This is a genomic window from Streptacidiphilus sp. EB103A (genome assembly GCF_041261405.1).
GTDB lineage: Bacteria > Actinomycetota > Actinomycetes > Streptomycetales > Streptomycetaceae > Streptacidiphilus.
On sequence record NZ_JBGCAQ010000006.1, the window covers coordinates 65,676 to 91,782 of the forward strand.

Annotated in this window: 25 protein-coding genes and 1 tRNA gene; 14 read left to right on the forward strand and 12 right to left on the reverse strand. The window is 70.1% G+C overall.

Features of this window, described 5'->3' with window-relative positions; genetic code table 11:
* Positions 1 to 83 precede the first annotated feature (83 nt).
* Positions 84 to 2,693, forward strand: coding sequence for a bifunctional FO biosynthesis protein CofGH (locus ABH941_RS11315; protein ID WP_370128768.1), 2,610 nt, complete (start codon positions 84 to 86; stop codon positions 2,691 to 2,693).
* Between the two features lie 63 nt (positions 2,694 to 2,756).
* Here the strand turns inward: ABH941_RS11315 and ABH941_RS11320 are convergent, their stop codons facing one another.
* The 3 genes from ABH941_RS11320 to ABH941_RS11330 form a co-directional block, all read right to left on the reverse strand.
* Complete coding sequence (locus ABH941_RS11320) at positions 2,757 to 4,142, reverse strand: sugar porter family MFS transporter (protein ID WP_370128769.1); 1,386 nt, start codon at positions 4,140 to 4,142, stop codon at positions 2,757 to 2,759.
* 348 nt (positions 4,143 to 4,490) lie between these two features.
* Positions 4,491 to 5,150, reverse strand: a complete 660-nt coding sequence (locus ABH941_RS11325) for an MSMEG_1061 family FMN-dependent PPOX-type flavoprotein (protein ID WP_370128770.1) — start codon at positions 5,148 to 5,150, stop codon at positions 4,491 to 4,493.
* A gap of 41 nt (positions 5,151 to 5,191) precedes the next feature.
* The gene (locus ABH941_RS11330; RefSeq protein WP_370128771.1) at positions 5,192 to 5,986 is read right to left on the reverse strand and encodes an SDR family oxidoreductase; all 795 of its coding nucleotides are present in this window, start codon (positions 5,984 to 5,986) and stop codon (positions 5,192 to 5,194) included.
* A gap of 127 nt (positions 5,987 to 6,113) precedes the next feature.
* On the opposite strand from ABH941_RS11330, the gene ABH941_RS11335 reads away from it, so the two are divergent.
* Entirely contained in the window at positions 6,114 to 6,950 is an 837-nt protein-coding gene (locus ABH941_RS11335) for a hypothetical protein (protein WP_370128772.1), read from the forward strand.
* Positions 6,951 to 7,057: 107 nt separating this feature from the next.
* Here ABH941_RS11335 and ABH941_RS11340 read toward each other — a convergent pair whose 3' ends face one another.
* The 3 genes from ABH941_RS11340 to ABH941_RS11350 form a co-directional block, all read right to left on the reverse strand.
* On the reverse strand, positions 7,058 to 7,258 hold the full coding sequence (locus tag ABH941_RS11340) for a DUF397 domain-containing protein (RefSeq protein WP_370128773.1): 201 nt from the start codon (positions 7,256 to 7,258) through the stop codon (positions 7,058 to 7,060).
* A 249-nt stretch (positions 7,259 to 7,507) separates the two neighbouring features.
* Positions 7,508 to 8,407 (reverse strand): helix-turn-helix domain-containing protein, encoded by a 900-nt coding sequence (locus tag ABH941_RS11345; RefSeq protein WP_370128774.1) that lies wholly within the window; start codon positions 8,405 to 8,407, stop codon positions 7,508 to 7,510.
* 238 nt (positions 8,408 to 8,645) lie between these two features.
* Positions 8,646 to 9,368 carry a GPP34 family phosphoprotein gene (locus tag ABH941_RS11350; protein WP_370128775.1) on the reverse strand — a complete coding sequence of 241 codons (723 nt, stop codon included), beginning with the start codon at positions 9,366 to 9,368 and terminating at the stop codon, positions 8,646 to 8,648.
* A 257-nt stretch (positions 9,369 to 9,625) separates the two neighbouring features.
* On the opposite strand from ABH941_RS11350, the gene ABH941_RS11355 reads away from it, so the two are divergent.
* Positions 9,626 to 11,905 carry a D-alanyl-D-alanine carboxypeptidase gene (locus tag ABH941_RS11355; RefSeq protein WP_370128776.1) on the forward strand — a complete coding sequence of 760 codons (2,280 nt, stop codon included), beginning with the start codon at positions 9,626 to 9,628 and terminating at the stop codon, positions 11,903 to 11,905.
* Between the two features lie 38 nt (positions 11,906 to 11,943).
* Here ABH941_RS11355 and ABH941_RS11360 read toward each other — a convergent pair whose 3' ends face one another.
* The 3 genes from ABH941_RS11360 to ABH941_RS11370 form a co-directional block, all read right to left on the reverse strand.
* A complete protein-coding gene (locus ABH941_RS11360) occupies positions 11,944 to 13,452 on the reverse strand; it encodes an MFS transporter (RefSeq protein WP_370128777.1) in 1,509 nt (502 codons plus the stop codon).
* A gap of 126 nt (positions 13,453 to 13,578) precedes the next feature.
* On the reverse strand, positions 13,579 to 15,042 hold the full coding sequence (locus ABH941_RS11365) for an aldehyde dehydrogenase family protein (protein WP_370128778.1): 1,464 nt from the start codon (positions 15,040 to 15,042) through the stop codon (positions 13,579 to 13,581).
* A 131-nt stretch (positions 15,043 to 15,173) separates the two neighbouring features.
* Complete coding sequence (locus ABH941_RS11370) at positions 15,174 to 16,385, reverse strand: cytochrome P450 (RefSeq protein ID WP_370128779.1); 1,212 nt, start codon at positions 16,383 to 16,385, stop codon at positions 15,174 to 15,176.
* A 385-nt stretch (positions 16,386 to 16,770) separates the two neighbouring features.
* On the opposite strand from ABH941_RS11370, the gene ABH941_RS11375 reads away from it, so the two are divergent.
* Together ABH941_RS11375 and ABH941_RS11380 are read left to right on the forward strand one after the other, a co-directional pair.
* Positions 16,771 to 18,300: an MFS transporter gene (locus ABH941_RS11375; RefSeq protein WP_370128780.1), complete on the forward strand. Its 1,530-nt coding sequence runs from the start codon at positions 16,771 to 16,773 to the stop codon at positions 18,298 to 18,300.
* Between the two features lie 147 nt (positions 18,301 to 18,447).
* Positions 18,448 to 18,520, forward strand: a tRNA-Arg gene (locus ABH941_RS11380).
* A 98-nt stretch (positions 18,521 to 18,618) separates the two neighbouring features.
* Here ABH941_RS11380 and ABH941_RS11385 read toward each other — a convergent pair.
* Positions 18,619 to 19,887: a hypothetical protein gene (locus tag ABH941_RS11385; RefSeq protein WP_370128782.1), complete on the reverse strand. Its 1,269-nt coding sequence runs from the start codon at positions 19,885 to 19,887 to the stop codon at positions 18,619 to 18,621.
* A gap of 455 nt (positions 19,888 to 20,342) precedes the next feature.
* Positions 20,343 to 20,849 (reverse strand): helix-turn-helix domain-containing protein, encoded by a 507-nt coding sequence (locus ABH941_RS11390; protein WP_370128784.1) that lies wholly within the window; start codon positions 20,847 to 20,849, stop codon positions 20,343 to 20,345.
* 263 nt (positions 20,850 to 21,112) lie between these two features.
* On the opposite strand from ABH941_RS11390, the gene ABH941_RS11395 reads away from it, so the two are divergent.
* The 9 genes from ABH941_RS11395 to ABH941_RS11435 all read left to right on the forward strand — a co-directional run bounded on the left by ABH941_RS11395 (position 21,113) and on the right by ABH941_RS11435 (position 25,258).
* The gene (locus ABH941_RS11395; protein ID WP_370128785.1) at positions 21,113 to 21,553 is read left to right on the forward strand and encodes a helix-turn-helix domain-containing protein; all 441 of its coding nucleotides are present in this window, start codon (positions 21,113 to 21,115) and stop codon (positions 21,551 to 21,553) included.
* A gap of 84 nt (positions 21,554 to 21,637) precedes the next feature.
* Positions 21,638 to 21,898 carry a hypothetical protein gene (locus ABH941_RS11400; RefSeq protein ID WP_370128786.1) on the forward strand — a complete coding sequence of 87 codons (261 nt, stop codon included), beginning with the start codon at positions 21,638 to 21,640 and terminating at the stop codon, positions 21,896 to 21,898.
* Positions 21,895 to 22,578 (forward strand): hypothetical protein, encoded by a 684-nt coding sequence (locus tag ABH941_RS11405; protein WP_370128787.1) that lies wholly within the window; start codon positions 21,895 to 21,897, stop codon positions 22,576 to 22,578. The genes ABH941_RS11400 and ABH941_RS11405 overlap by 4 nt, the downstream gene beginning before the upstream one ends.
* On the forward strand, positions 22,575 to 22,829 hold the full coding sequence (locus ABH941_RS11410) for a hypothetical protein (RefSeq protein ID WP_370128789.1): 255 nt from the start codon (positions 22,575 to 22,577) through the stop codon (positions 22,827 to 22,829). Before ABH941_RS11405 ends, ABH941_RS11410 begins: the two co-directional genes overlap by 4 nt.
* A gap of 5 nt (positions 22,830 to 22,834) precedes the next feature.
* Positions 22,835 to 23,080 carry a hypothetical protein gene (locus tag ABH941_RS11415; protein ID WP_370128790.1) on the forward strand — a complete coding sequence of 82 codons (246 nt, stop codon included), beginning with the start codon at positions 22,835 to 22,837 and terminating at the stop codon, positions 23,078 to 23,080.
* A 4-nt stretch (positions 23,081 to 23,084) separates the two neighbouring features.
* Entirely contained in the window at positions 23,085 to 23,564 is a 480-nt protein-coding gene (locus ABH941_RS11420; protein ID WP_370128792.1) for a hypothetical protein, read from the forward strand.
* A gap of 83 nt (positions 23,565 to 23,647) precedes the next feature.
* On the forward strand, positions 23,648 to 24,070 hold the full coding sequence (locus ABH941_RS11425; protein ID WP_370128793.1) for a hypothetical protein: 423 nt from the start codon (positions 23,648 to 23,650) through the stop codon (positions 24,068 to 24,070).
* The gene (locus ABH941_RS11430) at positions 24,067 to 24,435 is read left to right on the forward strand and encodes a WhiB family transcriptional regulator (RefSeq protein ID WP_370128794.1); all 369 of its coding nucleotides are present in this window, start codon (positions 24,067 to 24,069) and stop codon (positions 24,433 to 24,435) included. Before ABH941_RS11425 ends, ABH941_RS11430 begins: the two co-directional genes overlap by 4 nt.
* Positions 24,436 to 24,628: 193 nt before the next feature.
* Positions 24,629 to 25,258 carry a hypothetical protein gene (locus ABH941_RS11435; RefSeq protein WP_370128795.1) on the forward strand — a complete coding sequence of 210 codons (630 nt, stop codon included), beginning with the start codon at positions 24,629 to 24,631 and terminating at the stop codon, positions 25,256 to 25,258.
* A gap of 2 nt (positions 25,259 to 25,260) precedes the next feature.
* Here ABH941_RS11435 and ABH941_RS11440 read toward each other — a convergent pair whose 3' ends face one another.
* Positions 25,261 to 25,731, reverse strand: a complete 471-nt coding sequence (locus tag ABH941_RS11440) for a hypothetical protein (RefSeq protein WP_370128796.1) — start codon at positions 25,729 to 25,731, stop codon at positions 25,261 to 25,263.
* Positions 25,732 to 26,107 lie beyond the last annotated feature (376 nt).

Here is a 26,107-nt window from a genome sequence, read left to right on the forward strand (position 1 = left end):
GCGGGCCCCGGCCCGGCGAGCCCCGCCACCCCGGGTTCACGTGGGGGTACGGGGGGTCGCCCCCCGGAGAATTGGAGTAGTACATGAAGGATCAGGGAGTGCCGCAGGCAACGCCGACCGCCAACGCCATGCGCCGCGCGCTGCACCGCGCCCGCGAGGGCGTGGCGCTCGACCTGGGGGAGGCCGCCGTCCTGCTCCAGGCGCGCGGGGACGACCTGCGGGACCTGTGCGGCACGGCCGCCCGGATCCGCGACGCGGGCCTGGCGGCGGCGGGGCGGCCCGGGGTGGTCACCTACTCCAAGAAGGTGTTCATCCCGCTCACCCGGCTCTGCCGGGACCGCTGCCACTACTGCACCTTCGTCACCGTCCCCGGCAAGCTCCGCGCCGAGGGGCACGGCCTCTACCTCTCGCCGGACGAGGTCCTCGACATCGCCCGCAAGGGCGCCGCGTTGGGCTGCAAGGAGGCGCTGTTCACCCTGGGCGACCGCCCCGAGGACCGTTGGCCCGAGGCCCGCGAGTGGCTCGACGCGCACGGCTACGACGACACCCTCGCCTACGTCCGGGCCATGTCGATCCGGGTGCTGGAGGAGACCGGGCTGCTGCCGCACCTCAACCCGGGGGTGCTGAGCTGGACCGACTTCCAACGGCTGAAGCCGGTCGCGCCGTCCATGGGGATGATGCTGGAGACCACCGCGACCCGGCTCTGGTCCGAGCCCGGCGGTCCGCACTTCGGCTCGCCGGACAAGGAGCCCGCCGTCCGGCTGCGGGTGCTGGAGGACGCCGGCCGCTCCAACGTCCCCTTCACCAGCGGCGTGCTGATCGGCATCGGCGAGACCCACGAGGAGCGGGCCGACGCGCTGTTCGCGCTGCGGCGCATCTCCCGGCAGTACCACGGGCTGCAGGAGGTCATCGTCCAGAACTTCCGGGCCAAGCCCGACACCGCGATGCGCGCCATGCCCGACGCCGAGCTGGAGGAGCTGGCCGCGACCATCGCCGTCGCCCGGGTCATCCTCGGACCGTCCGCCCGGATCCAGGCTCCGCCCAACCTCGTTGACGCCGAGTACGCGCTGATCATCGGCGCGGGCATCGACGACTGGGGCGGCGTCTCGCCGCTGACGCCCGATCACGTCAACCCCGAGCGCCCCTGGCCGCACATCGACGACCTGGCCGCCCGCACCGTCGAGTCCGGTTTCGAGCTGCGCGAGCGGCTCACCGTCTACCCGGAGTACGTGAAGCACGGCGAGCCCTGGCTGGATCCGCGCGTACTGCCCCATGTACGGGCCCTGGCGGACCCGGAGACGGGCTTGGCGCGCCCGGAGGCACTCCCGGTCGGCCTGCCCTGGCAGGAGCCGGACGAGGCCTTCAGGCCCTCCGGCCGGACCGACCTCCACGCGAGCATCGACACCGAGGGCCGCACCGGCGACCGCCGCGCCGACTTCGACGAGGTCTACGGCGACTGGGAGGCCCTGCGGGAGCAGGCCGTCGAGCACTCCGTCCCGTCCCGGATCGCCGGGGCCTCCGCGGAGCGGCTCGATCGTGAATGTCGGGAGGCGCTGCGGACCGCCGCCGACGACCCCACCCGGCTGACGGACGATCAGGCGCTGGCCCTGTTCCACGCCGACGGGCCGGCTCTGGACGCGCTGTGCGGCATCGCCGACGACGTCCGCCGCGCGGCCGTCGGCGACACCGTGACCTACTGCGTCACCAGGAACATCAACTTCACCAATGTCTGCTACACCGGCTGCCGCTTCTGCGCCTTCGCGCAGCGCCGCACCGACGCGGACGCCTACACCCTCTCCCTGGAGCAGGTCGCCGACCGGGCGGACCAGGCCTGGGAGGTCGGCGCCACCGAGGTCTGCATGCAGGGCGGCATCCACCCCGACCTGCCCGGCACCGCGTACTTCGACATCGCGAGGGCGGTGAAGGCCCGGGTGCCCGGCATCCATGTGCACGCCTTCTCGCCGATGGAGGTCGTCAACGGCGCGACCCGCACCGGACTGTCCATCAGGGAGTGGCTGCAGCAGGCCAAGGAGGCCGGACTGGACTCCATCCCGGGGACGGCGGCGGAGATCCTGGACGACGAGGTCCGCTGGATCCTCACCAAGGGGAAGCTGCCTGCGGCGACTTGGGTGGAGGTCGTCTCCACCGCGCACGAGCTGGGGCTGCGCAGCTCGTCCACGATGATGTACGGGCACGTGGACCAGCCCCGGCACTGGCTCGGCCACCTGCGGCTGCTGGCGCAGATCCAGGAGAAGACAGGCGGCTTCACCGAGTTCGTGACGCTGCCGTTCATCCACACCAACGCGCCGGTCTACCTGGCCGGGATCGCCCGTCCCGGGCCCACCCTGCGGGACAACCGCGCGGTCACGGCGATGGCGCGGCTGCTGCTGCACGAGCGCATCCCCAACATCCAGACCAGCTGGGTGAAGCTGGGGTCCGAGGGCGCGGCGGAGATGCTGCGCTCCGGCGCGAACGACCTCGGCGGGACGCTGATGGAGGAGACCATCTCCCGGATGGCCGGATCGGCCTACGGCAGCTACGAGTCCATCCGCGGGTTGGAGGCCATCGCCGCGGCAGCGGGACGGCCTGCGGCCCAGCGCACCACCACCTACGGCGAGGTGTCCGCGGAGCGGAGGGCCGCCGCCCTGGCCTCCGATGGGCACCTCCCTCAACTCCTGCCACTTGCGGACTGACCGTAACCACAACAGGGGCGCGGGGCCGGCCTCGTGCGCAGGTGTCCCCGCGCCCCTAAAAGATCAGGCGGCGTCGCGGAGGTTCATTTCTATCTGCTCAAGACTCTGCTGCTTGGTCTCCTTGACCAGCAGCCAGGTCAGCACAAAGAGCAGTGCGTTGATCCCGGCGAAGACGTACATCGACCTGCCCAGGCCCAGATGGTTGTGGTCGGACATGATCGGGAAGACCGCCGAGATGATCCCGGTCGCGGCCCACAGCACCACCGCGCCGACGCCCATGCCGATGCTCCGCACCTTCAGCGGGAAGACCTCGGACATCATCACCCACACCACCGCGCCCCAGCCCAGCTCGTACCCGGCCAGGTACAGCACCAGCAGGATCACCGCGAGCGTGCCCAGCGTGTTCTTGTCGTGGACGTTGAGGATGACCCAGCCGGTCAGGCCGAGCGTGATCACCATCACCACATTGCCGATCAGCAGCAGCGGCTTCCGCCCCCAGCGGTCGACCACGAACACCACCCACGCGGTGAACGCAAGCTTGGTGACCCCCAGGATGATCGCCGACAGCAGCGCGGTGTTGGCGGTGAAGCCCAGCGAGACCAGCATGGTCGGGAAGTAGGCGTTGATCGCGTTCACCCCGCTGAACTGCTGGCCGACGGCGAGCAGCAGCGCGACGAACAGCATCGGCCGTACCCACCCGGCCCCCAGGTCGCGGATCCGTCCGCTCTGCTGGCTGTCCAGTGCGATGACCTCGCGGATGGACGCGACCTCCGCGTCGATCTCGTCGCCCTCGCGGCCGTGGGTGCTGGCCAGCACGGCACGGGCCTCGTCCTCCTTGCCGGTGTTGAGCAGCCAGCGCGGGGTCTCCGGGAGCAGGGTCAGGCCGACGATCAGGATCGCCGCGGGGACGATCGCCCCGGCGAACATCCAGCGCCACAGGTGGTGCGGCTGCAGCCAGTAGCTGACCAGGAAGGCGATCAGGATGCCGCTGACGATGAAGATCTGGTTGAGCGCGCCCATCGCGCCGCGGATCCGCGCCGGGGCCAGCTCGGAGATGTAGGTCGGCACGGTCGCGGAGGAGAGCCCGATGCCGACGCCGAGCACGGTGCGGAAGCCGACCAGGGAGTCGAAGGTGGGTGCCAGCGAGCAGGCGACGGTCCCGAGGATGACGACCGCGCCGGCGGCCATGATGGTGCGGCGGCGTCCGACCCGGTTGCACAGGCGGCCGGCCAGCCCGGCCCCGATCATCGCGCCGACCGAGAGGCTCGCGGTGAGCACGCCCTTCTCGAAGCCGCTCAGGCTCCAGACCTTGTTGATCACGACCAGGATGCCGGAGATGATCCCGAGGTCGTAGCCGAAGAGGATGCCGCCGAGGGCACCGAAGAAGTAGAGCGTCGCCGGGTTGATCCTGCGCAGTGCGGACGGCGGTGCGGTTGCGGTCTGGGTCATGGCAGGTCGCCTTGTCTCGTTTACTCACCTGGATGGTCGTCAGCGCGCTTCGCAGGACCGACCGGTAGGTAAAGGAGCTTTCCTTGCTTGACTCCGCTTCCGGATTGAAGCGCGCTCCTGACACCTGGTCAAGGGCATGCGTTCACATCCGGGATCAGTGACCCAGGCGGGATGTCAGGTATCAGGAGGAGCGTCCTGAATTAGGAGTTCATATCCCTGAACTATGATCTGCAGGTGGAACGATTTTACCTTCCCTTGACTGTCGCGGTGATTGCTTGGAACGACGGCCGCTCCGCACGATGAACCCACGCTTCGTCAGGACCGACCGGACCGTCACCCGAGGAGGAATCACTCGTAGCGGTACTTCAGGGAATCGGCCTCGGTCTGCTCGATGTCCGCGATCGTCAGCCCCGGCAGCCGGAGCTGAGCCAGCGTCACCTCCGCCGAGGAGGGCTGGGCGTCCTCGGGCAGCCACTGCTCCGGCCGCCAGGCCGAGGACCGCAGCAGCGACTTGGGGCAGTGCGGGTAGACCTCCTCGATGCCCACCACCAGCGCGCTGACCGGCGGCTTCCCCACAGCCGTCAGCTGCCGCAGCAGGTCCGGACGGGTCGAGACGCAGGCGCGGCCGTTGACCCGCAGGGTGGTCGGGCGGTCCGGGATCAGGAAGAGCAGTCCGGCGCGGCCGGTGGCGACCACGTTGTGCAGGGTGTCCAGGCGCTTGTTGCCGGTCGCGTCCAGGATCGCCACCGTCCGGGAGTCCAGCACGGAGACGAACCCGGCCGGACCGCCGCGCGGCGAGACGTCGCAGTTGCCCTCGGGGTCCGCGCTGGCGACCAGGACCAGCGAGGAGCAGGCGATCAGCGCGGCCGTCTGCGGCGTCAGCGCGTCCAGCTGCTTGCGGACGGCGGCGTCGCCGGGCTGCTCGTAGAGCTCGCGCAACTGTTCCGGGTCGGTGATGGCGTCGGCCCGCAGGGCCTCGAAGGTGCCGGTTCCGGCGGTGGTCGTCATGGCACCGACCCTAACGAGCCGGGGGCTTTCGGGTCGGGTGCTCAGCGCATGATCTCCCCGGCGTTGACCAGCAGCGACTGTCCCGTGATCGCCCTGGCCCGGTCGGAGGCGAAGAACAGGGCGGCCTCGGCGACATCGCCGTCGGTGGCGAGCTCGGGCAGCGCCATCCGCTCGGCCAGCCGGCCCCTGACCTGCTCCTCGGGGACCTCCTCGGTCCCGGCCGTCCACTGCACGTACATCTCCACCGCCGGGCCCCACATCCAGCCGGGCAGCACCGTGTTGACCCGGATCCGGTCCGGGCCCAGCTCGCGCGCCATCGAGTACATCGCCGAGGTCAGCGCGCCCTTGGAGGCAGCGTAGGCGGCCTGCCGGACCTGGCTGGGCGCGGCGATCGCGGACTGCGTCCCGATGATCACGACCGAGCCGCCGCGCTCCTTCAGGGCGGGCAGGCAGGCCCGGGTGAGCTGGAGCGTCCCGATCAGGTTGACGTCCAGCACCCGCCGCCAGGAGGCGAAGTCGGCGTCGGTGAGGCCGCCGAAGTAGCTGTCCAGCGCGGCGACATGGACGACCGCGTCGATCCGGCCGTAGCGCTCGACGGCGAGCGCGGCGAGGGCGGTGCAGGCGTCGTCCTCGGCGATGTCGGTCGACCGCCAGGCCACCCGCCCGGCGCCCGGGTGCGCGGCCTCGACCTCGGCCGCGACCTTGGCGAGGTTCTCCTCGGTCCTGGCGCCGAGCACCACGTTGGCGCCCTCCCGCGCGGCCCGTACGGCAACCTGCTGGCCGAGTCCCGGGCCCACCCCGGAGACGACGACGGTACGACCTTCGAGCAGCGACATGACCCGGCCCTCCGAGATGAACTGACGGTGCGTCAGCTTAAGGCGGGCGCCCCGCGAAGACCAGAGTGGGGTGGACTTCGCGCACGGATCTGGGAAGTCCACGGGAACTGACGTACCGTCAGGCGCTATGACTGACGACCTTTCGCAGTACGCCGAGCTGGCCTCGCGCGGGCCGTACGGAGTGGCGATCGGCTCCGCGCTGATCACCATGGTGGAGCCGCATCCGGGTCACGAGTACGGCTACAACCGCTGGTACGAGGACGACCACTTCTACGCGGGCGCGATGGCCATGCCGTGGATGTTCGCCGGGCGGCGCTGGGTGGCCACACGCGATCTGCAACTGCTGCGCTACCCCGAGAAGTCGGCCGTGGCCGAGCCGGTGACCGCGGGGTGCTACCTCTCGGTGTACTGGATCACCGAGGGCCGGCACGACGAGCACATGCGCTGGACCATCGGCATCAACAGGCGGCTGAACCGGGACGGCCGGGTCTACCGGGACCGCACCCATGTCTTCACCTCGTTCCAGCAGCACGCCGGCGTCGCCTACCGGGACGGCGCGGCCGGCCCGCGCGACATCCACGCGCTCGACCAGCCGTACCAGGGGCTGGTGCTGGAGGTTGTCGACTGCGAGAGCGCCGAGCAGCGGGACCAGCTGCTGGACTGGCTGCTCGAACGCGGCCTGCCGGGCCGGCTCCGGACCGGGGGGCCGGCGGCGATGTGCGTGGTCTTCCGCCCGCTGCCGCTGCCGGTCGACAAGATGTCCTACGTCAAGTCGGTGGACGGCACCGACACCAGGCTCACCCTGCTCTGGTTCCTCCAGGAGGACCCGCGCACCTGCTGGTCCGCGTTCACCGGCCTGGACGCGGACGTCGCCGCGGCGGTGCCGGGCGCGCGGGTGGAGCTGGTCGCCCCGTTCGTGCCGACCCTCCCCGGGACCGACCTCTACGTGGACCAGCTGCGCTGAAAGGTATGCGGTGAAAGCGAGGAAGCGGGACCACGCAGTCGCTGCTGCGAGGTCCCGCCGATTGGCTGCCCTGATCCCCTGTACTCCCGGACTGTGGGAGCGGGGCCTTACCGGTTCTGCTCGAACATGCCGTCGTTGACACCCGCGATGAACGCGGTCCAGGCGTCCGGCGTGAAGCTGAGCGCCGGGCCGTCCGGGTCCTTCGAGTCGCGGACCGCGACCGCGGCGGGTGGCTTGGCCACCTCGACGCAGTTGCCGTTCCCCGAGTAGCTGGACTTCTTCCAGTTGAGGCCGTTGTCGTTGGTCATGGCTTTCCTGCTCCAGACTCCGCACTCGATCCGGTCCATCAGCATGGGTACTGGATGGGTGCTCTGATGCTGTGTGGGTTCCTGTTGCCTTCGTGCTGAGGCTCACTCTGCCCCTGTGCCCGTCCGGGGAGCAAAGGCGGCCCCGGAAGTTCCCCTACCTGGATGCAATTGCCCAGGAGGCAAGGATCAGGTATGTCCTCGTGCTGTAGCATGCCCGGCCGCGCCGGGCCCGAAGCCCGCGCGCGGCGATCAGCGTTCGAAGGTCCGGGCCACCTGTTCGACCAGCTCCCGGGTCAGGTCCGGGTTCAGCGCCTGGGCGCGCAGATGCTCGTACATCATCGAGTAGAGCCGTACGTCCGAGGGCTTCTCCAGGTACAGGTCGCTGGTGACGCCCTCCAGGTAGACCACGCTGGCGTCCAGCGCGTCCTGGAAGTCGAGGATGGAGAAGGTGCCGCTCATCCCGGGGTGGGCGCCGACGCTGTAGGGAAGCACCTGCACATTGATGTGCGGCTGCTGGCTGATCTCGACCAGGTGGGCGAGCTGTCGCCGCATCACTTCGGGGCTGCCCACCACGCGGTGCAGGGCCGCCTCGTCGACGACGGCCCACAGCCGCATCGGGTCCTCCCGGTCCTTGATCAGGTCCTGCCGGAGCATCCGGATGTCGGTGCGCTTGTCGTTCTGCTCCGGCGTCGCCTCCGGCTGGATCCCGGTGACCACGGCGTGCGCGTACTCCCGGGTCTGCAGCAGGCCGGGGACGAAGAGCGACTCGTAGTTGCGCACCGAGATCGCCTCGGCCTCAAGACCGATGTAGACGCTGTAGGGGACGTCGCCGAAGGCGTGCCACCAACCGCGCTGCCGCGACTCCCGGGCCATCGTCATCAGGCCGTCTATCAGCGACTCGTCGCCGACCCCGTACACCTCGCAGAGGTCGCGCACATCGCGCTGGCTGATGCTTCGTCGGCCGTTCTCCAGCCGGCTGATCTTCGACTGGGAGACCAGCAGCTGCTGGGCCACCTCCTCGGCGGTCAGGCCCTTCTGCTCACGGAGCCTGCGCAGTTCGGCGCCGAGACGACGGCGGCGGACGGTGGGGTTGATGCTGGCGGACGACACGGGTCCTCCGGCTTTCGCTCGGGATTCGTTGGAATGCATTCCGTTCCGTTCCAGCAGCATGCCACCGCAAGGGGTCGCCATGTGGGGCAATCGGCGCGGATCAGGGGCGCGCGACCACTGCTGTACGCCTCCTTGTGCTGCCGTGCGCACGCTCGCGCAAACGCCGACCGCCGCTCCTGGGTCGCGAGGGTGGTCGCGGCCAGGAGCGGCGGTCGGCGTCATAGGGGTAATGCACAGGTACTGCCCGGTTACTTCGCGGAAGCTGCCAAGGCCGGCCTCAGCGCACGGCTGCCCGCGCCATTCCGGGCAGCACCGATGGTCGGGCTGCCGTACGGCCCGGTGCGGCGACTTGCGCGCCACTCCTGCCCTGTGCGGCAGGAAGGCCGTTCTGCACGTCCATCACGGCGTGCGCGACCATTCCGCCCAGCGGGTCGTACCGGATCAGGTCGCGAAGGCGTGACCTGGAGGAGCGGCCCTCGTTACCCGGATAGAGATGCTTCCCCAGACCCACGGCGTGGGCCAGGGCTGCCAGGGCGGCTGTCCGGGGGTCCGGTGGTACTCCGGTCCGGATCGCCGTGTCCAGGCGTTCCTTGATCGCGCTGTTCGTGCAGTCGTCGGACGCCTGATAGCGCGTCGTCGGCAGCACCCCGCACACCTGGCCCGGCACTGCACGCACCATGTCGCACCGCTCCAGGTGCGCGAGGTACGTCTGGCGCAGCCCCAGGCGGGGCCCGCCGATCCAGTGCACGGCACGCACCGCACTGCCACGACGGCGCAGCAGTTCCAGCGCGTGGTCCAGGGTCGGATCACCGGTCGGTCGTGGGTTCACCACGGCGATCCGGTCCCCGTCCGGGACTATTCTCCCGGCCATCGCCAGCTCGACGAGCTGTGCTCCGGCCAGTCCGAGGTCAAGGGTCTGCGGTTGCGCGGTGGTCCCGGTCGTCGGGTCCAGTGCGAGCAACAACAGTTCCTCGGGAATTGTTCTGCGGCTCTTGCCCATCCAAGCCTCCCCGCGTGGATGAAGACAGAGTGACGCCTCTCACACCCTGCTGTCGAGAGTGCCTCGAGAGTGACACGACACCGTGATCTCGGGAACCGTCGGGATCGGCCCCACGTCTGCCAGTGGAGTGGCTGGTATCGCAAAGGAATCGCCGGTCGGAGGCGCCGCGGGCCAGCGTTGTCGTGGTTGTGAAAGAAACTTGGGGGAGGACGTCCCGGCAGGGGCGTCCTTCCGGGCGTGCGAGGAGGCTGGGTTACGTGGGCGAGTCCCCCGACAGGGTGGAGCGGAACGGCGAAGCGGGCGAGGACCGGGCGGCGAAGCCGGAGCCGCGGTTCGCCCGCACCGGCACGTCCCGACCGTCCCAGTCCGTCATGGAGGCCGTCGGCCCCTTGCCGGGGGAGCGGGCGGCGGCCGAGGCCGCCGACGCGCCGACCGACCCGCGCGCCGCAGCGCCCGCGGGCGCTGCGGTAGCCGCGGAGGCGGACGGGGACACTGACGCGGACGCCGAGGTCGAGACGGATTCGGCGGACGCCGACCCCGCAGACCGGGATGCCTCCGAGACCGCCGAGACCGCCGAGGCAGGCGCTGCAGCAGGCACTGGCGGGGGCACCGCCGCAGATCCGGATGCAGGAACCGGTCCTGGCGCCGACGCTGGTACCGGCGGGGGCGCGGAGGCAGGCACCAGCACGGGCGCCGAAGCCGGTGCAGGCACTGCCGCCCCTGCGGGCACTGCCGCCCCTGCGGGCACTGCCGCCCCTGCGGGCACCGCCGCCTCTGCCGCCGCCGCTGCCCGTGCGGGCGCTGCCGCCCCTGCGGGCACCGCCGCGCCTGCGGGTGCGGGTGGCCATGCCGAGTCGGTGGACGAGGGGGCCCGGGGACTGGGCCTCGACTCGCCGACCACGGCGCTCCGCGCGCCGAAGCTGGACGAGCCCACCCGGGCCCTGCGCCAGGTCACGATCCCGCAGGGCCCCCGGGAGCACACCGAGGTTCCCGCCGTCGACGCCCCGGAAGCATGGGCCCACGAGCAGCAGGCCCACGAGCAGCAGACCCGCGAGTTGCAGACCCATGACCTGCCGGCCCACGACCAGTTGACCCGCGAGGAGCCCGTCCCCGTCCCGTCCTCATCCGGCCTCGGACAGTTCGGCTGGGGCTACCGCGACGAGCCCACCGCCCGCGCCGGGACCGCCCCGTCCCAGCCGTACGGCCGCTCCGGCACGGGCTCCGCCCCGCTCAGCCCCAGCCCGGAGACCACCGCCGAGGCCATGGACGTGCTGGCCGCCCTCAGCCGCAAGCCGGCCGGCCCGCTGCGCCGCGCGCTGAAGCGGATCACCATCTGGGGCGGCCTGCTCTGCTTTTTGCTGGCGATCCTCGCCATCGTCCAGGTGCTGCGCCCGCTGCCGTCGCCGACGCTGAAGATGACCGCGGACTCCGCCTACGCCTTCACCGGCTCCGCGCCCGCCCTCGCCTGGCCGGCCAGCGGACAGGCGACGGCCGAGGTCTCCGGCCTCGGCACGCTGGGCCACTCGGGCTCGGACGACCCGGTGGCGATCGCCAGCGTGACCAAGGTGATGACCGCGCACCTGATCCTCAAGGACCACCCGCTGAAGAAGGACGAGCAGGGCCCGACGATCACCGTCGACCAGCAGGCGGTGGACGACTACAACACCGGCGTCAAGGACCAGGAGTCCGTCGTCAAGGTCACTGTCGGTGAGCAGATCAGCGAGTACCAGGCGCTGCAGATGCTGCTGATCCCGTCCGCCAACAACATCGCCCGGCTGCTCGGCCGCTGGGACGCCGGCACCGACGCGGCGTTCGTCACCAAGATGCAGGCCGAGGCCACCGCGCTGTCCATGTCCAAGAGCACCTACACCGACCCCAGCGGTCTCCAGGGGACCACCAGGAGCACCGCGAACGACCAGCTCAAGCTGGCCGAGGTGGTCATGCAGGACGCGGTGTTCCGGGAGATCGTCAGCACCCCCTCGTTCACCCCGCCGGGCGGCACGCTGGTCTACAACAACAACAGCAACCTCGGCAAGAACGGCGTGATCGGCATCAAGACCGGCACCAGCAGCGCTGCCCTAGGCTGCCTGATGTGGGCCGCGCAGACCAAGGTCGGCGGCACCACGCAGACCATCGTCGGAGTGGTGCTGAGCCAGCCGGCTACCGGCGGTGACGGCGGCGGCTGGCTTCCCAATGTGCTGAAGAACAGCCAGAAGGTCGTCGTCAGCGCCGAGCAGGCACTCACGTCGCACACCGTGGCCAGGAAGGGCGACGTCGTCGGCTACGTGGACGACGGCCTCGGCGGGAAGACCCCGGTGGTGGTGTCCAAGGACGTCACCGTCGCCGGCTGGGGCGGCCTGTCCGTGAACATCTCGCTGACGCCGGTCAGTGGCGGCCTGCCGCGCAAGGCCGCGAAGGGGACCACGGTCGGCAGTCTGGTCGTCGGCACCGGGGCCACGGCGCAGACGGTCCCGGTCGTGCTGCAGTCCGAGCTGAAGCAGCCCACCGCGGCGACCAAGCTCACCAGGCTGGGGTGAGCCCAGGGGTTGCGCGCCGCCGGTTCACAGGTGGACCTTCACATATGGACGGGCGGCGCGCCGCCGCCTTCCTCCGTCGGGTGGATGACCGGCTTCCCGGCGGGGTAGATCAGCCCGCAGACCACCATGCCGAACAGGAAGAACCCGGCCGACCACCAGTAGGCGGTGGAGTAGCTGTGCAGCTGCGCCTGCGCCTGGTTGGCCGAAGTCGCCTGCTTGCCGACCAGGTAGGCGGTGGCGGCGCTGGTGGCCAGGGTGTTGAGCAGCGACGTCCCGATCGAGCCGCCGACCTGCTGGCTGGTGTTGACGGTGGCGGAGGCGACACCGGCGTCATGGGCGGCGACTCCGGCGGTGCCCAGGGACATGGCCGGGGCGAAGATCAGCCCCATGCCGGTCCCCATCACCAGCAGTGGCGGCAGGACGTCGGCGGCGTAGCTGCTGTGCAGGTCCAGCCTGGTCAGCCAGATCATCCCGGCGGCGCCCAGGAGCATGCCTACCGGCACGATCGGTCGGGCGCCGAGCCGGGGCAGCAGTGCGTTGGTGGCGGTGACCGAGGCAAAAATGATCATGGCGACCATCGGCAGGAAGGCCACGCCGGTCAGCACCGGCGAGTACTTCAGCGACTGCTGCAGGTAGTAGGTCAGGAAGAGGAACACGCCGAATATCCCGGCGCCGGCGATGAACATCGCCAGGAAGGAGGCGCCGCGGTTGCGGTCCAGCACCACCCGTAGCGGCAGCACCGGGTGTCGGGTGCGGGTCTGCCACCAGGCGAAGGCGACCAGCAGTACGACGCCGGCGACCAGGAAGCCCCAGGTGCTGACGGCGCTCCAGGAGTGCGACTCGGCGTTGGAGAAGCCGTAGACCAGGCCGAACAGGCCGAGCGAGACCAGCACGGTGCCGGGGATGTCCAGCTTCGGCGGGTCCTCTGGCGCGCCGGCGTGCAGCAGCCGTACCGCGCCCACGAAGGCGACGGCGGCCAGGATCAGGTTGACGAAAAGGCACCAGCGCCAGTTCAGGTACTCGGTGAGCAGCCCGCCAAGCAGCAGGCCGACGGCGCCGCCGGTGCCGGCGATGGCGCCGTAGATGCCGAAGGCCTTGCCGCGTTCACTGGGGTCGCTGAAGGTCGTGGTGAGCAGGGACAGTGCGGCGGGGGCCAGCAGCGCCCCGAAGGCGCCCTGCAGGGCGCGGGCGATGACCAGGACCTCGAAGCTGGGGGCGGCCCCGCCCAGGGCCGAGGCGACCGAGAAGCCGACCAGGCCGATGAGGAAGATCCGCTTTCGCCCGACCAGGTCGGCGACCCGACCGCCGAGCAGCAGCAGGCTGCCGAAGGCCAGGGCGTAGGCGGTGACCACCCACTGGCGGTTGCCGTTGCTGAAGCCCAGGTCCCGCTGTGCGGAGGGCAGTGCGATGTTCACGATCGTGGCGTCGAGGACCACCATCAGCTGGGCCAGGCCGATGACGGCCAGCACCCACCAGCGATGGTTCTCGCCTGCGGAACGCGTGAGGTCGGTCGCACCCCGGCTTGTGGTCGTGGTCGGACGGGTCATGGCGTCGCTCCCAAGGAAATCCACAGCAAATATGTACAAAGGTGTACATAGGACCCTAAGCCGATTGGTCCATTGCCGCATGACTCGGGAGCGACGGGGCGATCTTCAGATCAGAACGGGCAGGGATCAGAACGGGTAGTGGGCGTGCTTGGCGGCCAGCGTGACCCAGCGGGTGGTGGTGAAGGCGTCGAGGCCCCAGTGACCGCCGAACCGGCCGTAGCCGCTGGCCTTGGTCCCGCCGAAGGGGGACTGGGGCTCGTCGGCCACCGACTGGTCGTTGATGTGCACGATCCCGGTCTCGATGCGTTCGGCCACCGCGAGGCCGTGGGTGCCGTTCTCGGTGATGATGCCGCAGGTGAGCCCGTGGTCGGTGTCGTTGGCCAGGGCGACGGCCTGGTCGTCGTCGCTGAAGACGGTCAGCACGCAGACCGGGCCGAAGGCCTCGCGGCTGTGGATCTCGGCGTCCTCGGTGACACCGGTGAGGACGGTGGCCGGATGCAGCGCGCCCTGCGGCTCGCCCCCGCCGGTCAGCACCGTGGCGCCCTTGGCGACGGCGTCCGAGACCAGGGCCGCGACCCGGCGGGCCGAACCGACGCTGACCAGCGGGCCGATGACGGTGCCGGGGTCGGTCGGGTCGCCCGAGGGCAGGGCGGCGACCTTGGCGATGAACTTGGCGGTGAACTCCTCGGCGAGGCTCTGGTGGACCAGCACCCGGTCTCCCGACATGCAGATCTGGCCGGAGTGCATGAACACCCCGAACACGGCGGCGTCCACCGCGTAGTCCACGTCCGCGTCGTCCAGGACGATGATGGCGTTCTTGCCGCCGAGTTCGAGGACGGCCGGCTTGATGTGCCGGGCGGCGTGGGTGCCGATGATGCGTCCGACGCCGGTGGAGCCGGTGAAATTGACGGCCCGTACACGGGGGTCGGCGATCAGCGCCTCGGCGATCTCCGCGGCGTCCTGGCGGGCGTTGGTGATCACGTTCACCACCCCGTCGGGCAGCCCGGCCTCGCGCAGGATGTCGGCCAGGAACAGGGCGCAGGCGATCGGCGCGTCCTCGCTGGCCTTGACCACGACCGTGTTGCCGACCGCGATCGGGGCGGCGACGGCGCGGATGCCCAGGATCAGCGGGGCGTTCCAGGGCGCGAAGGCGGCCACCACCCCGAGCGGCCGGCGTATCGCCAGGCCCAGCACGCCGTCCTCCTGGGCGTTCAGGACCTCGCCGCGCGGTGCGGTGGTCCCGGCGGCGGCCTCGCGCAGGATGTTCGCGGCCAGGGCGACGTTGAAGTAGCCCCACGGCGTGATCCCGCCGGTCTCGCCGGCCATCAGCTCGGCGGCCTCCTTGCCCCTGCCGTCGAGCAGGTCCGCGGCGGCCAGCAGGACCGTGCGCCGGGCGAACGGGCTGCTCGCGGCCCAGGAGGGGAACGCGGCATGGGCCGCCTCCACGGCGCGGGCGACGTCCTCGACCCCGGCGGCGGCGACGGTGGCATAGACCTCGCCGGTGTAGGGGTTGAGGTCCTCGGTGGTACGGCCGGAGAGCGCGGGGACGTCCTGGCCGTTGATCAGCAGGTCACGGTGGAGGGTCGTCATGGTGGGTGCCTTCCTTCTCTCGCCGCCACCACAGCCGCCGCTCCTGCCACGGCACCGGTGGCTTGATGCTGGAGAGCCTAGTTGCCGTACGGGAGTTCGGCCCCCGACCGGTCAGCCCGGCGGGGGTGCGGTCAGCCTGACGGGGACGGCGCCGTCCAGAGCGCGTGCAGCGTCGGGGGCTTGCGGAAGACCAGTCCGCGCGGGGCGCTCGGGCGCTCCGGGTCCAGGCGCAGGCCGGGGAGGCCGTCGAGCAGGGTGCGCAGCGCGATCCGTGTCTCCAGGCGGGCCAGGTGCGCGCCGAGGCAGTAGTGCGGGCCGTGGGCGAAGGCCAGCTGGAGGCGGGAGTTGGCCCGGTGGACGTCGAAGGCGTCCGGTTCGGTGAAGACCGCGGGGTCGCGGTTGGCCCCGGCCAGGGAGACGGTGACCAGGTCGCCCCGCCGGATCTCGGCCGGGCCGAGTCGGGTGTCGCGGGTGGCGTAGCGGTCGACGACGGCTGCGCCCGGCTCCAGCCGCAGCGACTCCTCGATCGCGTTGTCGAGCAGGGTGTCGTCGGCGCCGTTGGCGTCGTCATCGGCGCGTACCAGGGCGAGTTGGCGCGGGTGCTCCAGGAGGTGCAGCAGTGCGTTGGCGATCATCGCCTCGGTGGTCTCGATGCCGCCGAACAGCAGCACCGCCGCGTTGGAGGTCAGCTCCGGCAGCCCCAGCCGTCCGGCCGCGGTGACGAGGAGCGAGCGGTCGTCGCCGTCGGCGCCTGCATGGACGGTGGCCGCGACGGCCTCGCGCAGTTCGGCATAGGCGGTGGCTCCCGCAGGCCCGGCTGGGCGGCCCTCGGTGATCTCGTTGACCGCTTGGACGATGCCGTCGTACCAGGCGAGGACGGTCGGGGTGTCGGCCCCGGCGAGCCCGAGGATGTCGGTCATCACCACGGCGGCCAGCGGCCCGGCGAAGGCGCGGCGCAGCTCGGCCGTCCCGTCCGGCCTCAACCCGTCCACCAGCAGCGTCGCCTGGCGCTGGATCCGCTCGGCGAACCCGGCATGCAGCTCGCGCAGCCGGAAGGGCGTGGTGAAGGGATCACGGTGGGCGGCGTGCTCGGGCCCGTCGAGCGAGAGCATGCTCGGGCCCACCACCTGGGCCGTGGAGAACCGCGGGTCGTCCACCGTGTAGGTCCGGGCGTCGCGCATCACCGCGACCGCCAGATCGCGGCGGGTCACCAGCCAGCCACCGAGGGCCGGGAGCCACGACACCGGCTCCTCGGCCCGCAACCGCGCCAGCACCGGATGCGGGTCCTCGCCGAGCTCCGCCAGCGTCACGGCCGCCCCGAGCGGAGAATTCCCAGTGATCATCGCTCGAGACTATCGGCGTCGTCCGTCGCCTGTCGACCCCCGATCGATTTGCCAATTCCCGGGAAGTGTGGGCAATGCAGGAAATGAAAATGGGCTCCGGGGCCTTTGCTCACACTCGTCGCGATTCCGTCAAGCGCGAGATTGACAACACCGGGAATCCCGCGGCCTGTGCCCTGGACAATGGCGAGAGGCTGCTACGGTGGGACCTCGTCCCGAGCCCGGATCGTGTGCCGTATCGGTGCCCTGGCCTCGGATTGCACAGCGAGTGTTCCGTCTCGTCAGATTCCGTTCACTCTCACTCCTCCCCGATCGTGGCACCGGCATTCCAAGCCTGCCGCATGGTCGGGGGAATTGTTTCCGGCTCACTCCCTGGAGTTCTTGAACCATGTCTGCTGAGAGCGTCACTACTGCCGTCCCCGCGGGGACGGAAACGTCCGGAGCACCGCCGCAGGGCCGGCATCTCGGGCTGGCCCTTTTCGTGGTCGCCGCGGCCCAGTTGATGGTCATCCTCGACGCCACGATCACCAATATCGCCCTGCCCGCCATCCAGACCGACCTCGGCGTGTCCGACGCGAACCTGGCCTGGATCGTCAACTCCTACGCGCTGGCCTTCGGCGGCCTGCTGCTGCTCGGCGGCAAGGCAGGCGACCTGTACGGCCGGCGACGGGTGTTCCAGATCGGCATCGGCGTCTTCACCCTTGCGTCCCTGCTCGGCGGACTGGCCCCGAACGAGGGCCTGCTGATCGGCGCGCGCATTCTGCAGGGCGTCGGCGCGGCCTTCGCCGCGCCCAGCGCCCTGGCCCTGATCACCACCACGTTCCCGGCCGGCAAGCCGCGCAACAAGGCCCTGGGCGTCTACGCCGCGATGGGCGGCCTCGGCGCCACGGTCGGACTGCTGCTCGGCGGCGTGCTCACCGACACCCTGGACTGGCGCTGGGTGTTCTTCGTCAACATCCCCATCGGAGTCGCGGTGCTGGCCGGGACGAAGACCCTCGTCGAGGCCGAACGCCACCCCGGCCGCCCGGACGTCCCCGGCGCGATCACCGGCACGGGCGGCCTGATCGCCCTGGTCCACGGCATCACCCGGGGCGGTGAGCACGGCTGGACCGACGGCCTGACCCTGGTCTCCTTCGCCGCCGCGGCGGCCCTGTTGGCCGCCTTCCTGCTGCTGCAGGCCCGCACCGCGGACCCGATGATGCCGCTGCGCCTGTTCAACGACCGGAGCCGGTGGGGCAGTTACGCCACGATGCTGTTCATCGGCTCCGGTATGTTCGCCTTCTTCTACTTCCTGACCCTCTACATGCAGCTGATCCTCGGCTACAGCGCCATCAGGACCGGCTTCGCCTACCTGCCCTTCAGCGTCGGCATGGCCGTTGCGGCAGGCGCCAGCTCCAAGCTCGTCACGCACCACCCCCTGCGGTTGCTGGCCGGCCCGGGCCTGCTGGTCACGGCGGCGGGCATGTTCTGGTTCGCCACCCTGGAACCGGACTCCTCCTATGCCGGGCAGCTGATGCCGGCGATGTTCGTCACCTCCCTCGGCCTGGGTATGAGCTTCGTCCCGATGACCCTCGGGGCGGTCAGCGGCGTCGCCCACCAGGACACCGGCGTCGCCTCCGCCCTGCTCAACACCGCCCAGCAGATCGGCGGAGCCTTGGGCCTGGCCGTCCTGTCCACCATCTCCACCTCGACCGCCGACCACAGGCTGCCCCAGGCGGCCTCCGCCCTCTACCGAGGCCTGGCCACCAAGGACGCCTCCCTCGTGTCGAAGGCCTCGTCCGCGCTGACCCACGGCTACACGATGGCCTTCACCGCCGCCGGAGCCCTGTTCCTGGCAGCCATGCTCGTCACCGGGCTCGCCATCAACGCCGGCCGACAGCACCACGCCGACGGCACCACCCCGGCCCACCTGGGCTGAGCCCGACGCCCATTCCGACCGACCGTGCCCGCCCCGGCAACCACACACTGCGGGGGCGGGCACGGTCAGGATCGCCGATACCTGTACGCGGACGCAGCCCCGGACCGGGTACGCTGTCCCTCAGCCGCTCCAGCAGCAGCCACCCACGCCTTAGTAGCTCAGGGGATAGAGCACGGCTCTCCTAAAGCCGGTGTCGCAGGTTCGAATCCTGCCTAGGGCACAACGTCTGACCAGCACCCGAGTGGTGGAGAAGGCCCTTCCAGGAAGATCGGGAAGGGCCTTTGGAGATCCATCTGGTGTCGATCTGGTGATCAACTTTTAGGACGCCTGCCGGGCGTGCTTCAGGGCACCTTCCCAGCGTGCCTGGAGAGCGGTCAGCAGATCCTGGCGCATCTGAGGCGTCACATGCTCGTAGACGCCCTCAATGTCCTTGGCCAGCCAACCCATCCGCTCGAAGCGCAGCGCTCTGTCGACGTGGTCTTCCTTCATCCAGGTGTCGTGGCCGTGCCGCAGGCCGTGCATCGTCAGGCCGGGAACGATCGGCTCCCACCCTGGATGTCCCGCTGTACCCACCCGGCGCAGGCTCTCCGCCCGGCCGTCTGCCGCCGGCCGCAGTGCCCGGCCGAAGTTCGACCGGCGCCACCAGGCGCCGTCTGTCGGCGTAGTGAAGAGATAGGGGTGCTTCCAAGTCGCCATGTGTACCGCTAGGAGTTCGGCGAGGAACGGCGGCACATCTACCTCGCGCGCACTCTTCTTGTTCTTCGGCTTGCCCAGGTACAGCGCGATCCGCGTCTCTGGATCCTTCCGGCGGCGCGGCGACCGGCCCTTGGCGATGCCGGCCTCGATCCGCGCATCCTCGCGCGCCCGCCACTCCGCCAGCTGTTCTGGCGTCACCTCGATCTCGACCTCGTGCAGGGCGCCCACCTTCCGGTCGATCTTGATGACCTTCCGCGGGTAGACCTTCCCGGCAACGCGATCCTGTCGCAGCAGCAGGCAGTTCGACTTGTGCAGTCCCGTGAGCTCGCCCCAGCGCAGGCCCGTGTACGCGGTGGTGAGCACCATCAGGCCTGCAACGCCACCGAGCCGCTCATACAGGTCATAGGCCTGATCCGGCTGTGCCCACACCTTCTCGGCCTTCTCCTCCTCATCGATGTTGCTGCCGCCGGTCTTGCGGCGACGTCCGGCCAGCGGGTTGTGCGTGATGTACTCCGCATCGGCCGCGCCAGTCAGGATCATGCTGAGGAGAGTCAGGGCGTGGCCCACAGTCACCTGGTCGCAGGTCTGCCGCGCCCCCCATGCCTTTGCGACGAACAGATTGATCTTGCAGAGGGGAGTGTTCTCCCACTCCGGCAGCAGATGAGTCTTGAGCAGGCGCCGGCGCTTCGCCACCGTCCCCGGATCGACGCGTTGAGCCGCCGTCCAGATCGGCACCCACTTGCCGAAGGGCGTCATCGCCAGCTTCGGATCCACGTAGGTGCCGGCCTTCGAGGCGGCTTCGAGTTCCCGTCCCTTTGCGAGGGCTGCGGATTTGGTGGGGAATCCGCTGATCCATGGTGCCCAGCTGCCGTCAGCGAGCTGGTACTTCACGCGCCATGACTTTACGAGTTTCTCTGCATGAGCCATTTGTCGACCCCCAGATTTGTCGACTTGCCAGTTAAGGGAAATGGAGCAGCCGGGCTCGGAGGTCCCCATACCTCCGCTGCCCGGCCTCGGGTGGCGCGCTATCGACTACGTGGCAGGACAGGACTCCGATGTCCTGGCTAGTGCAGCCACGATGGCTCTGACCAGGGGTGCCGTCCGCCCATCGTGACCCATCACCGCGATGGTCACATCCCCCTCGGTCGGAATCTCCAGCACTGCCATGAGGCGCGGCGGTGCATGCTGCTGCTCCGAATGTGCATTCATCAGATCCCCTCGCCATCGGTTTGTTTACCGACGTACGAGAAATCGAATCATACGCTTCCGGATCTGTCATGCCGTTGAAAAGAACCTGTGGAGAGTTGTGAAGAATCGAACAGGCGATTGTGCATCGATGTCCCGGTTTATCCATCAGCCGGGGGATGTCGCAGCAGCTTGCGATGCTCCTGCCACTGGTCCCGTAGCTCCTTCAGTTCCTCCGGCGTAGCGTTCGCCCGGTCGAACAGAGCGATCGTCACCACCCGCGCGCCAGACGCGTTACGTCCGATGGTGGCGACATCTACGCCGTAGATATCGCCGGCCTCCAACTCCTGGCGGATCTCTTCCGGGAGTCGGTCAAGCACTCCCGGATCGTCCAGGCCCGGCGGGCGAGTAATGGTGAGCACACGAGTATCCGTCGGCTCCGGGGCGTCCGCGCCGTCTGCGATGGCCCGCAGCGTGCCCATCGGCCAGCCGATCGCACGCTCAGTGCCTGTGAGGGTCTTGATCGTGGGCACGCCCTTGCCGGTTTCCAGTCGCAGCAGCGTGCTGCGGGAGATGCCCGCCATGTCGGCAAACTCGCCCGAGCCGAGCCCCAGGGCCTCATACGCGAGCTTCACCTCGGCCCCAGCGCGGGCCCAATCACGAGTCATAGACGCATCATGCCTCATAGAAGTGCACATGCGTCAGGTAGATGCACCACATAGTCCGCCGTTGACCTGCCATTAAGCCAGGCGGCATATGCGAAAGCTTGGCATCGCTGTGCACATGCGCCTCCCTATCACCATTCGCGGCGCATGATGCGTCGACATACGATGCGTCAAGAAGCGCCAGAAGCGGCATCGTTGCATGCTGTGAGGCGATGGTGCGGCATGGGTCCTTGACATGAAGCGTCATGACGCATCATCCTTCAAGGGTGACACCGCACGGAGCAGCTATCAGAGCCATCCGTGATGCCCGACGCCTCAGCCTGCGACAGCTCGCTGCCGCGGCCGGTATCGCGTGGACGTACCTCGCGCAGATCGAGCGTGGCGAGAAACAGCCGCGTGACGAGGTCATCGCGGGCATCGCCCGGGCCCTGCAGGTGCCCGTCGACGCCATCACCCAGGAGGAGTTCATGACCACCGTCACCGAGGCAGATGAGGGGATCCTCCTCTACCCGATCAAGATCGCCGCGCGGAAGCTCGGCATCTCGCCGAGCTGGCTGACGAAGGCCGTTGCGGCCAGGGCAGTTGAGTACACGCTGTTCGACCCGCTCAAGACCGGCAAGGGCCGCGCGCTCTTCAGCGATGAACAGCTTCACAAGATGATCGCGGACTCGGTCTGCCGTCCCCTGACTGGCTCCAACGCCACCTGACGCATGAAGGCCGTCCCGGTCGCACCCGGAACGGCCCGCGCGATCAACCCGACCATCAGCTCTGCAACCTGGAAGGGGACCGCTGTGTCCATTCTCCACGACCCGCCTGACTCCGTGATCGCGTACCAGGCGTTCATCCACCGCCACGACCCGGACGTCCTCAGCTGGACCGACGACGAGATCCGCGAGTACTCCGCGTTCGTCGCCGTGGTCGCCGAGCAGATCCAGCAGGCCGGCCCCGACGAGTGGCTGATCGCCGTCAACAGGACGACGGGCGAGGTGCGCCGCTTCACCAGCGCCCTCGACGCCGCCACCTGGCTCGAACAGCACCCGGTGACGGCATGACCGACACCGATCACACCAGCGGACTGCTCGAGGGCCTGGACCGGGCCGAGCGGGAGCACGCCGCGGCGTTCGCGCTCGCCCGCCGACTCCTGGCCGACCAGCAGGACCGGCCGATCAAGAGGATTGCGATCGAGCACCTGTACGACAACGCCGTCCAGGTGGGGATCCAGACAACCAGCCGCTTCGGCACACGGGACATGGACGCGGCCAGCGCGATTGCCGCTTGGGCGTCGTACCTGGGTGTGTCGGTCAGGCCCGAGGCCCTCTCCCAGGACAGCGACGCCGATGTGCTCCACTGCTTCGCCGCAGGAGCGCTCGACGGCATCAAGGTGCAGGTGTGGGCGGCGGTGTCGGTCCCGATCACCGACGTGGTGATCACCTCGGTTCGCAAGCGCCGCCGGATCACCTACCAGCAGGGTGCCCAGACGTACTCCTACGTGGTGGCCGACCAGGACGCCGCCGACCGGTGGGTCCTGGACAACGTCAGGACGGCGGCGTCGCCCACCGCCGAGCCGTCGGCCATGGCTGCTCCGGTGACGGCGGCCGCGATCGTCAGCAACAGCACCGGCTGGCACGTGACCTACCGCCAGGACGGCGAGATCAAGTCCGAGCCGCACCCGAGCAAGGAGTCGGCCCAGCACTGGATCGCCGAGCACGGCCCCAAGCGGGTACCGGCGTGAGCCCCGTCGAGCAGGGCCTGGCCCTCGGCTTCCTCACCGGCGACTCCTTGCTGCTCGCCGCCCTGGTGGGCTTGCTGGCCCGGGCGCGCCGCGACCGGCGCCGGGCAGCTGCTCCGTACCCGTCGGCGGTGGTGGTTCCGCCGGCGCCGCACGGCCACGGCGCGGCGTGCCGCAACAGCTACATCACCGAACTGGAAACCCGGGTGCGCCAGCTGCAGCAGGGCGCGGACGCCGACGGGGCCGTGCGGTGATCGCCGTGGTGAAGAACCTCGTCGACGCGGTCCTGGTGCTGGCCGGGGCCGTCGGCTTCGGGTTCGTCGGCGCCGCGTTCGTCTTCGGGTTCGTCAAGGGGCTGCGGTTCCTGTGCCGGTGGCGCGGCTGGGGCATCGGGCTGCGCCTGTGCGTCCCGTGCGCCCGGGTCATGCCGTCCGCGCTTCACCGCCATGGCCGCTGGACGTGCCTGGCCTGCACCACCCCTCACCCCGACCCTTCACGGAGGTAGCCCCGTGTTCACGGTGATCAGCGACAAGGAACTGAGACAGCTCCGCGAGGACCTTGCGGAGACCCAGCAGGCCCTGGCCGCGGCGCGCAAGGAGAACGTGCGCCTGGACGGCTGGAACCGGCGCTTGGCCGCACAGGTCCGCTGGCACGAGGACTTCCTCAAGACCGGGCTGCCGGCGGAGATCGCCCGGCCGCTGCAGCGCATCCACAACCTGCGGTACGCCAACGCGCACCTGCGGGGCGACGTCGCCCAGCTGCGCCTGCAGCTGGCGAACCGCCAGCCGATCGCGCCGTGGGTGGATCCGGCACCGGTGCCCGTGCCGGAACCCGCCCTGGCAGCCGTCCCGACCGGATCCGACGCGGACACCCAGCAGGTCCCGACCATCGCGTCGGAGCAGCCCGTCGAGCGGGTGGCGCGGCTGGGTTCGTGGGTGTGGGCGACCGCCGAGCAGATCGCCAACCTGCAGGCCCAGCACGCCTCCTAGCGCCACTCTCCGGGCGCCGGAAGTGCACCAGACCGACGGTCTGGCAGGACACCGGCGCCCCTTCACCGAGCAGGAGCAGCACGATGGACGACACCGCAACGGCGGGCGACACGATTTCCCTGATCAAGCTGCCGTTGGGCCGTGAGCGGCTGGCCGAGATCCGCCGGCGCGTCGAGGCGTACAGCAGCCTGGAGGTGTTGGCCGAGTCGTGGCCGGGGATGGCTAGGGACCTTCTTGCTGAGGTCGACCGGCTCACTCAGGCCCGGCTGGTCCAGCGCGCCGAGGCGCTGCTGGAGGCCGCGGAGCTGATGGACAGGCTCGGTTGGTCCCAGGCCGCCGAGATGCTCGAGGCACAGGTGACCCTGGAGGCCGCGGACCGGCGTCCGTACACCCCGGGGTCTCGGCTGATGCGGCACCGGGTCCTCAGCGGCCTGGCGCTCGCGCTCGCGCAGCAACCGGCGCAGGAGCTGGCGGACGCCACGGAGGACTCCAGGGTCACCGGGTGACCGGGGGCTGGGTGCTGCGCGCGGGGTGTCGAGGCCGCGACCTGGAGATGTGGTTCGACGGCGGCGCCGAGGGCCGGCGCGGCAAGGCCCGCGCCCGGGTCATCTGCGGACTCTGTCCGGTGGCCCGGGAGTGCCTGGCCGCCGTGCTGCAGGCCGAGGGCAGCAGTTGCCTCACGGACCGCTTCGGGATCTTCGCCAACACGTCCCCGCGCCAGCGCCTGGCCCTCAGCGAGGGCTCCGTCCACGGCACCAAGGACGCGCCGCCCGGCTGCCGCTGCGGGGCCTGCAAGGACTACCGCGCAGGCCTGACCGCCTACAAGCGGGCCACCGCCCCCCGGCGCCGGCGCCGCCGCCCGACCGCATGACCCCGCTCCTGAACTGGAACCACGGCTCGCACTGGTCCAGCACCCGCGCCCGCTGCCGCCACTGCCACGGCTACACCCACCTGCGCACTTCTGACGGCCGACCCGCACACAAGGTCTGCGAAGAGGCCGCACCCGACGGCGAAGGCACCCAGCCGCCGCCTCAACCCCCGACGAGACAGAGGAAGTCACGACGATGAGCAACTACAGCGCCGAGCGCCACCAGGCGCACCTCGACACCATCCGCCGCGCCCTGGACGGGCTGATCCCCGGCGCGGTGTCGGCGAACCTGAAGGTGAAGGTCACCGAAACCCTGCACGAGCACCCGGACGGCGTCCAGAGCTTCCACACCTGGGAAGGCCCGTCCACCGCCGTCGCCGAGCGCGTCTTCACCGCGCTGTACGGACAGGCCGGACCGGATCTGGCACCGTCCAGTCCGGTGGAGCAGGCCGCGGCCGCCAAGTCCGCCCGGGACCTGGGCGGTGAGATCGGCGCGCTGATGGCCGGCGCCGACGACCTGGCCAACCAGGCCTGGTACCCGCCGCGCCCCGGCGACCTGATCCACCTCGCCTACGAGGGCTCGCTGGGCCTGACCGCACACGGCGAGACCTACGCCGTCACCCAGACCGCGGAGACCTCCGCGGACTTCATGGACATGAGCCTGCTCCACTCCAGCTACCCGGACAGTCCGTTCGCGGGCTGCTACGCGGTGTCGATGGACCCCGACCCGCTGATGGAGATGTGGATGGAGGCCGGCAGCTACCGGCTCACCGTCGTGCGCGACGGCGTCGTGGTCCACAACGGTCCCACCCGGGTCGTGTCCTGATGTCAGTCCTGGGGTGTGTGGCGTTCGTCGAGGCGGGCCCGCTGGACCGCCTCGACGCTCCAGCCGCTCCACTGGGCGACTTCTTCGTCCGTGCCGCCGGCCCTGACCCACTCGTCAAGGACCTCGGAAAGGCTGTACGGGATCTGCGGGTTGACGGCGTACTGGGCCTCGACGTCCTCGTACATGGAGTCGCTAATGTCGTCCAACGAGCGCCAGATCCCGTCAGGGTCAAGGGACTTGAGCGCGGCCTCCCAGTCGATCGTGCTGCTGTCGCCGGAGGCCAGGACCTCACCGGTGCGCCAGTCGGTGATCTGCCACGGGCACAGCTGCTCCGGGTCGCCGCTCGCGTCGATGTTGATGATCCGATGGCCCTCGGCCTCGATACGGCGCAGGTAGTCCGCGCGGTCGGTCGTGGTCTTCTGCAGGGCTTCGAGGGCGTCGCGCACGTAGGTCCGGGTCACGTCGTCGGTCATCTCGGGTCTCCAGGGCACTGGGAGGGATTCGCCGCGGTGCGGGTCGGGCTGCCGCTGGTGCGGGCGCCCGACGCCGGGTGGCGGGGAACGTCCACTCAACCGCTCCCGCGCTCGCCGCGGAGGATCAGCCTAGGGGAACAGGTACGTGAGTCTCGACGCCCAGGACTGGGTCTGGCGGCGCTCCAGGTCGAAGGGCAACGCCCGCCTGGTGGCGCTGGCCATCGCCGACAAGGCGAACGGTCCGGACGCCTCCTGTTACGCCGGGACGTCGATGCTCATCGAGATGACCAACGCCTCGCGCAGGTCGGTCATCGACGGCGTCGACTGGCTGATCCAAGAGGGCGAGATCGAGATCGTCGAGGGGCGGGTAGGCCCG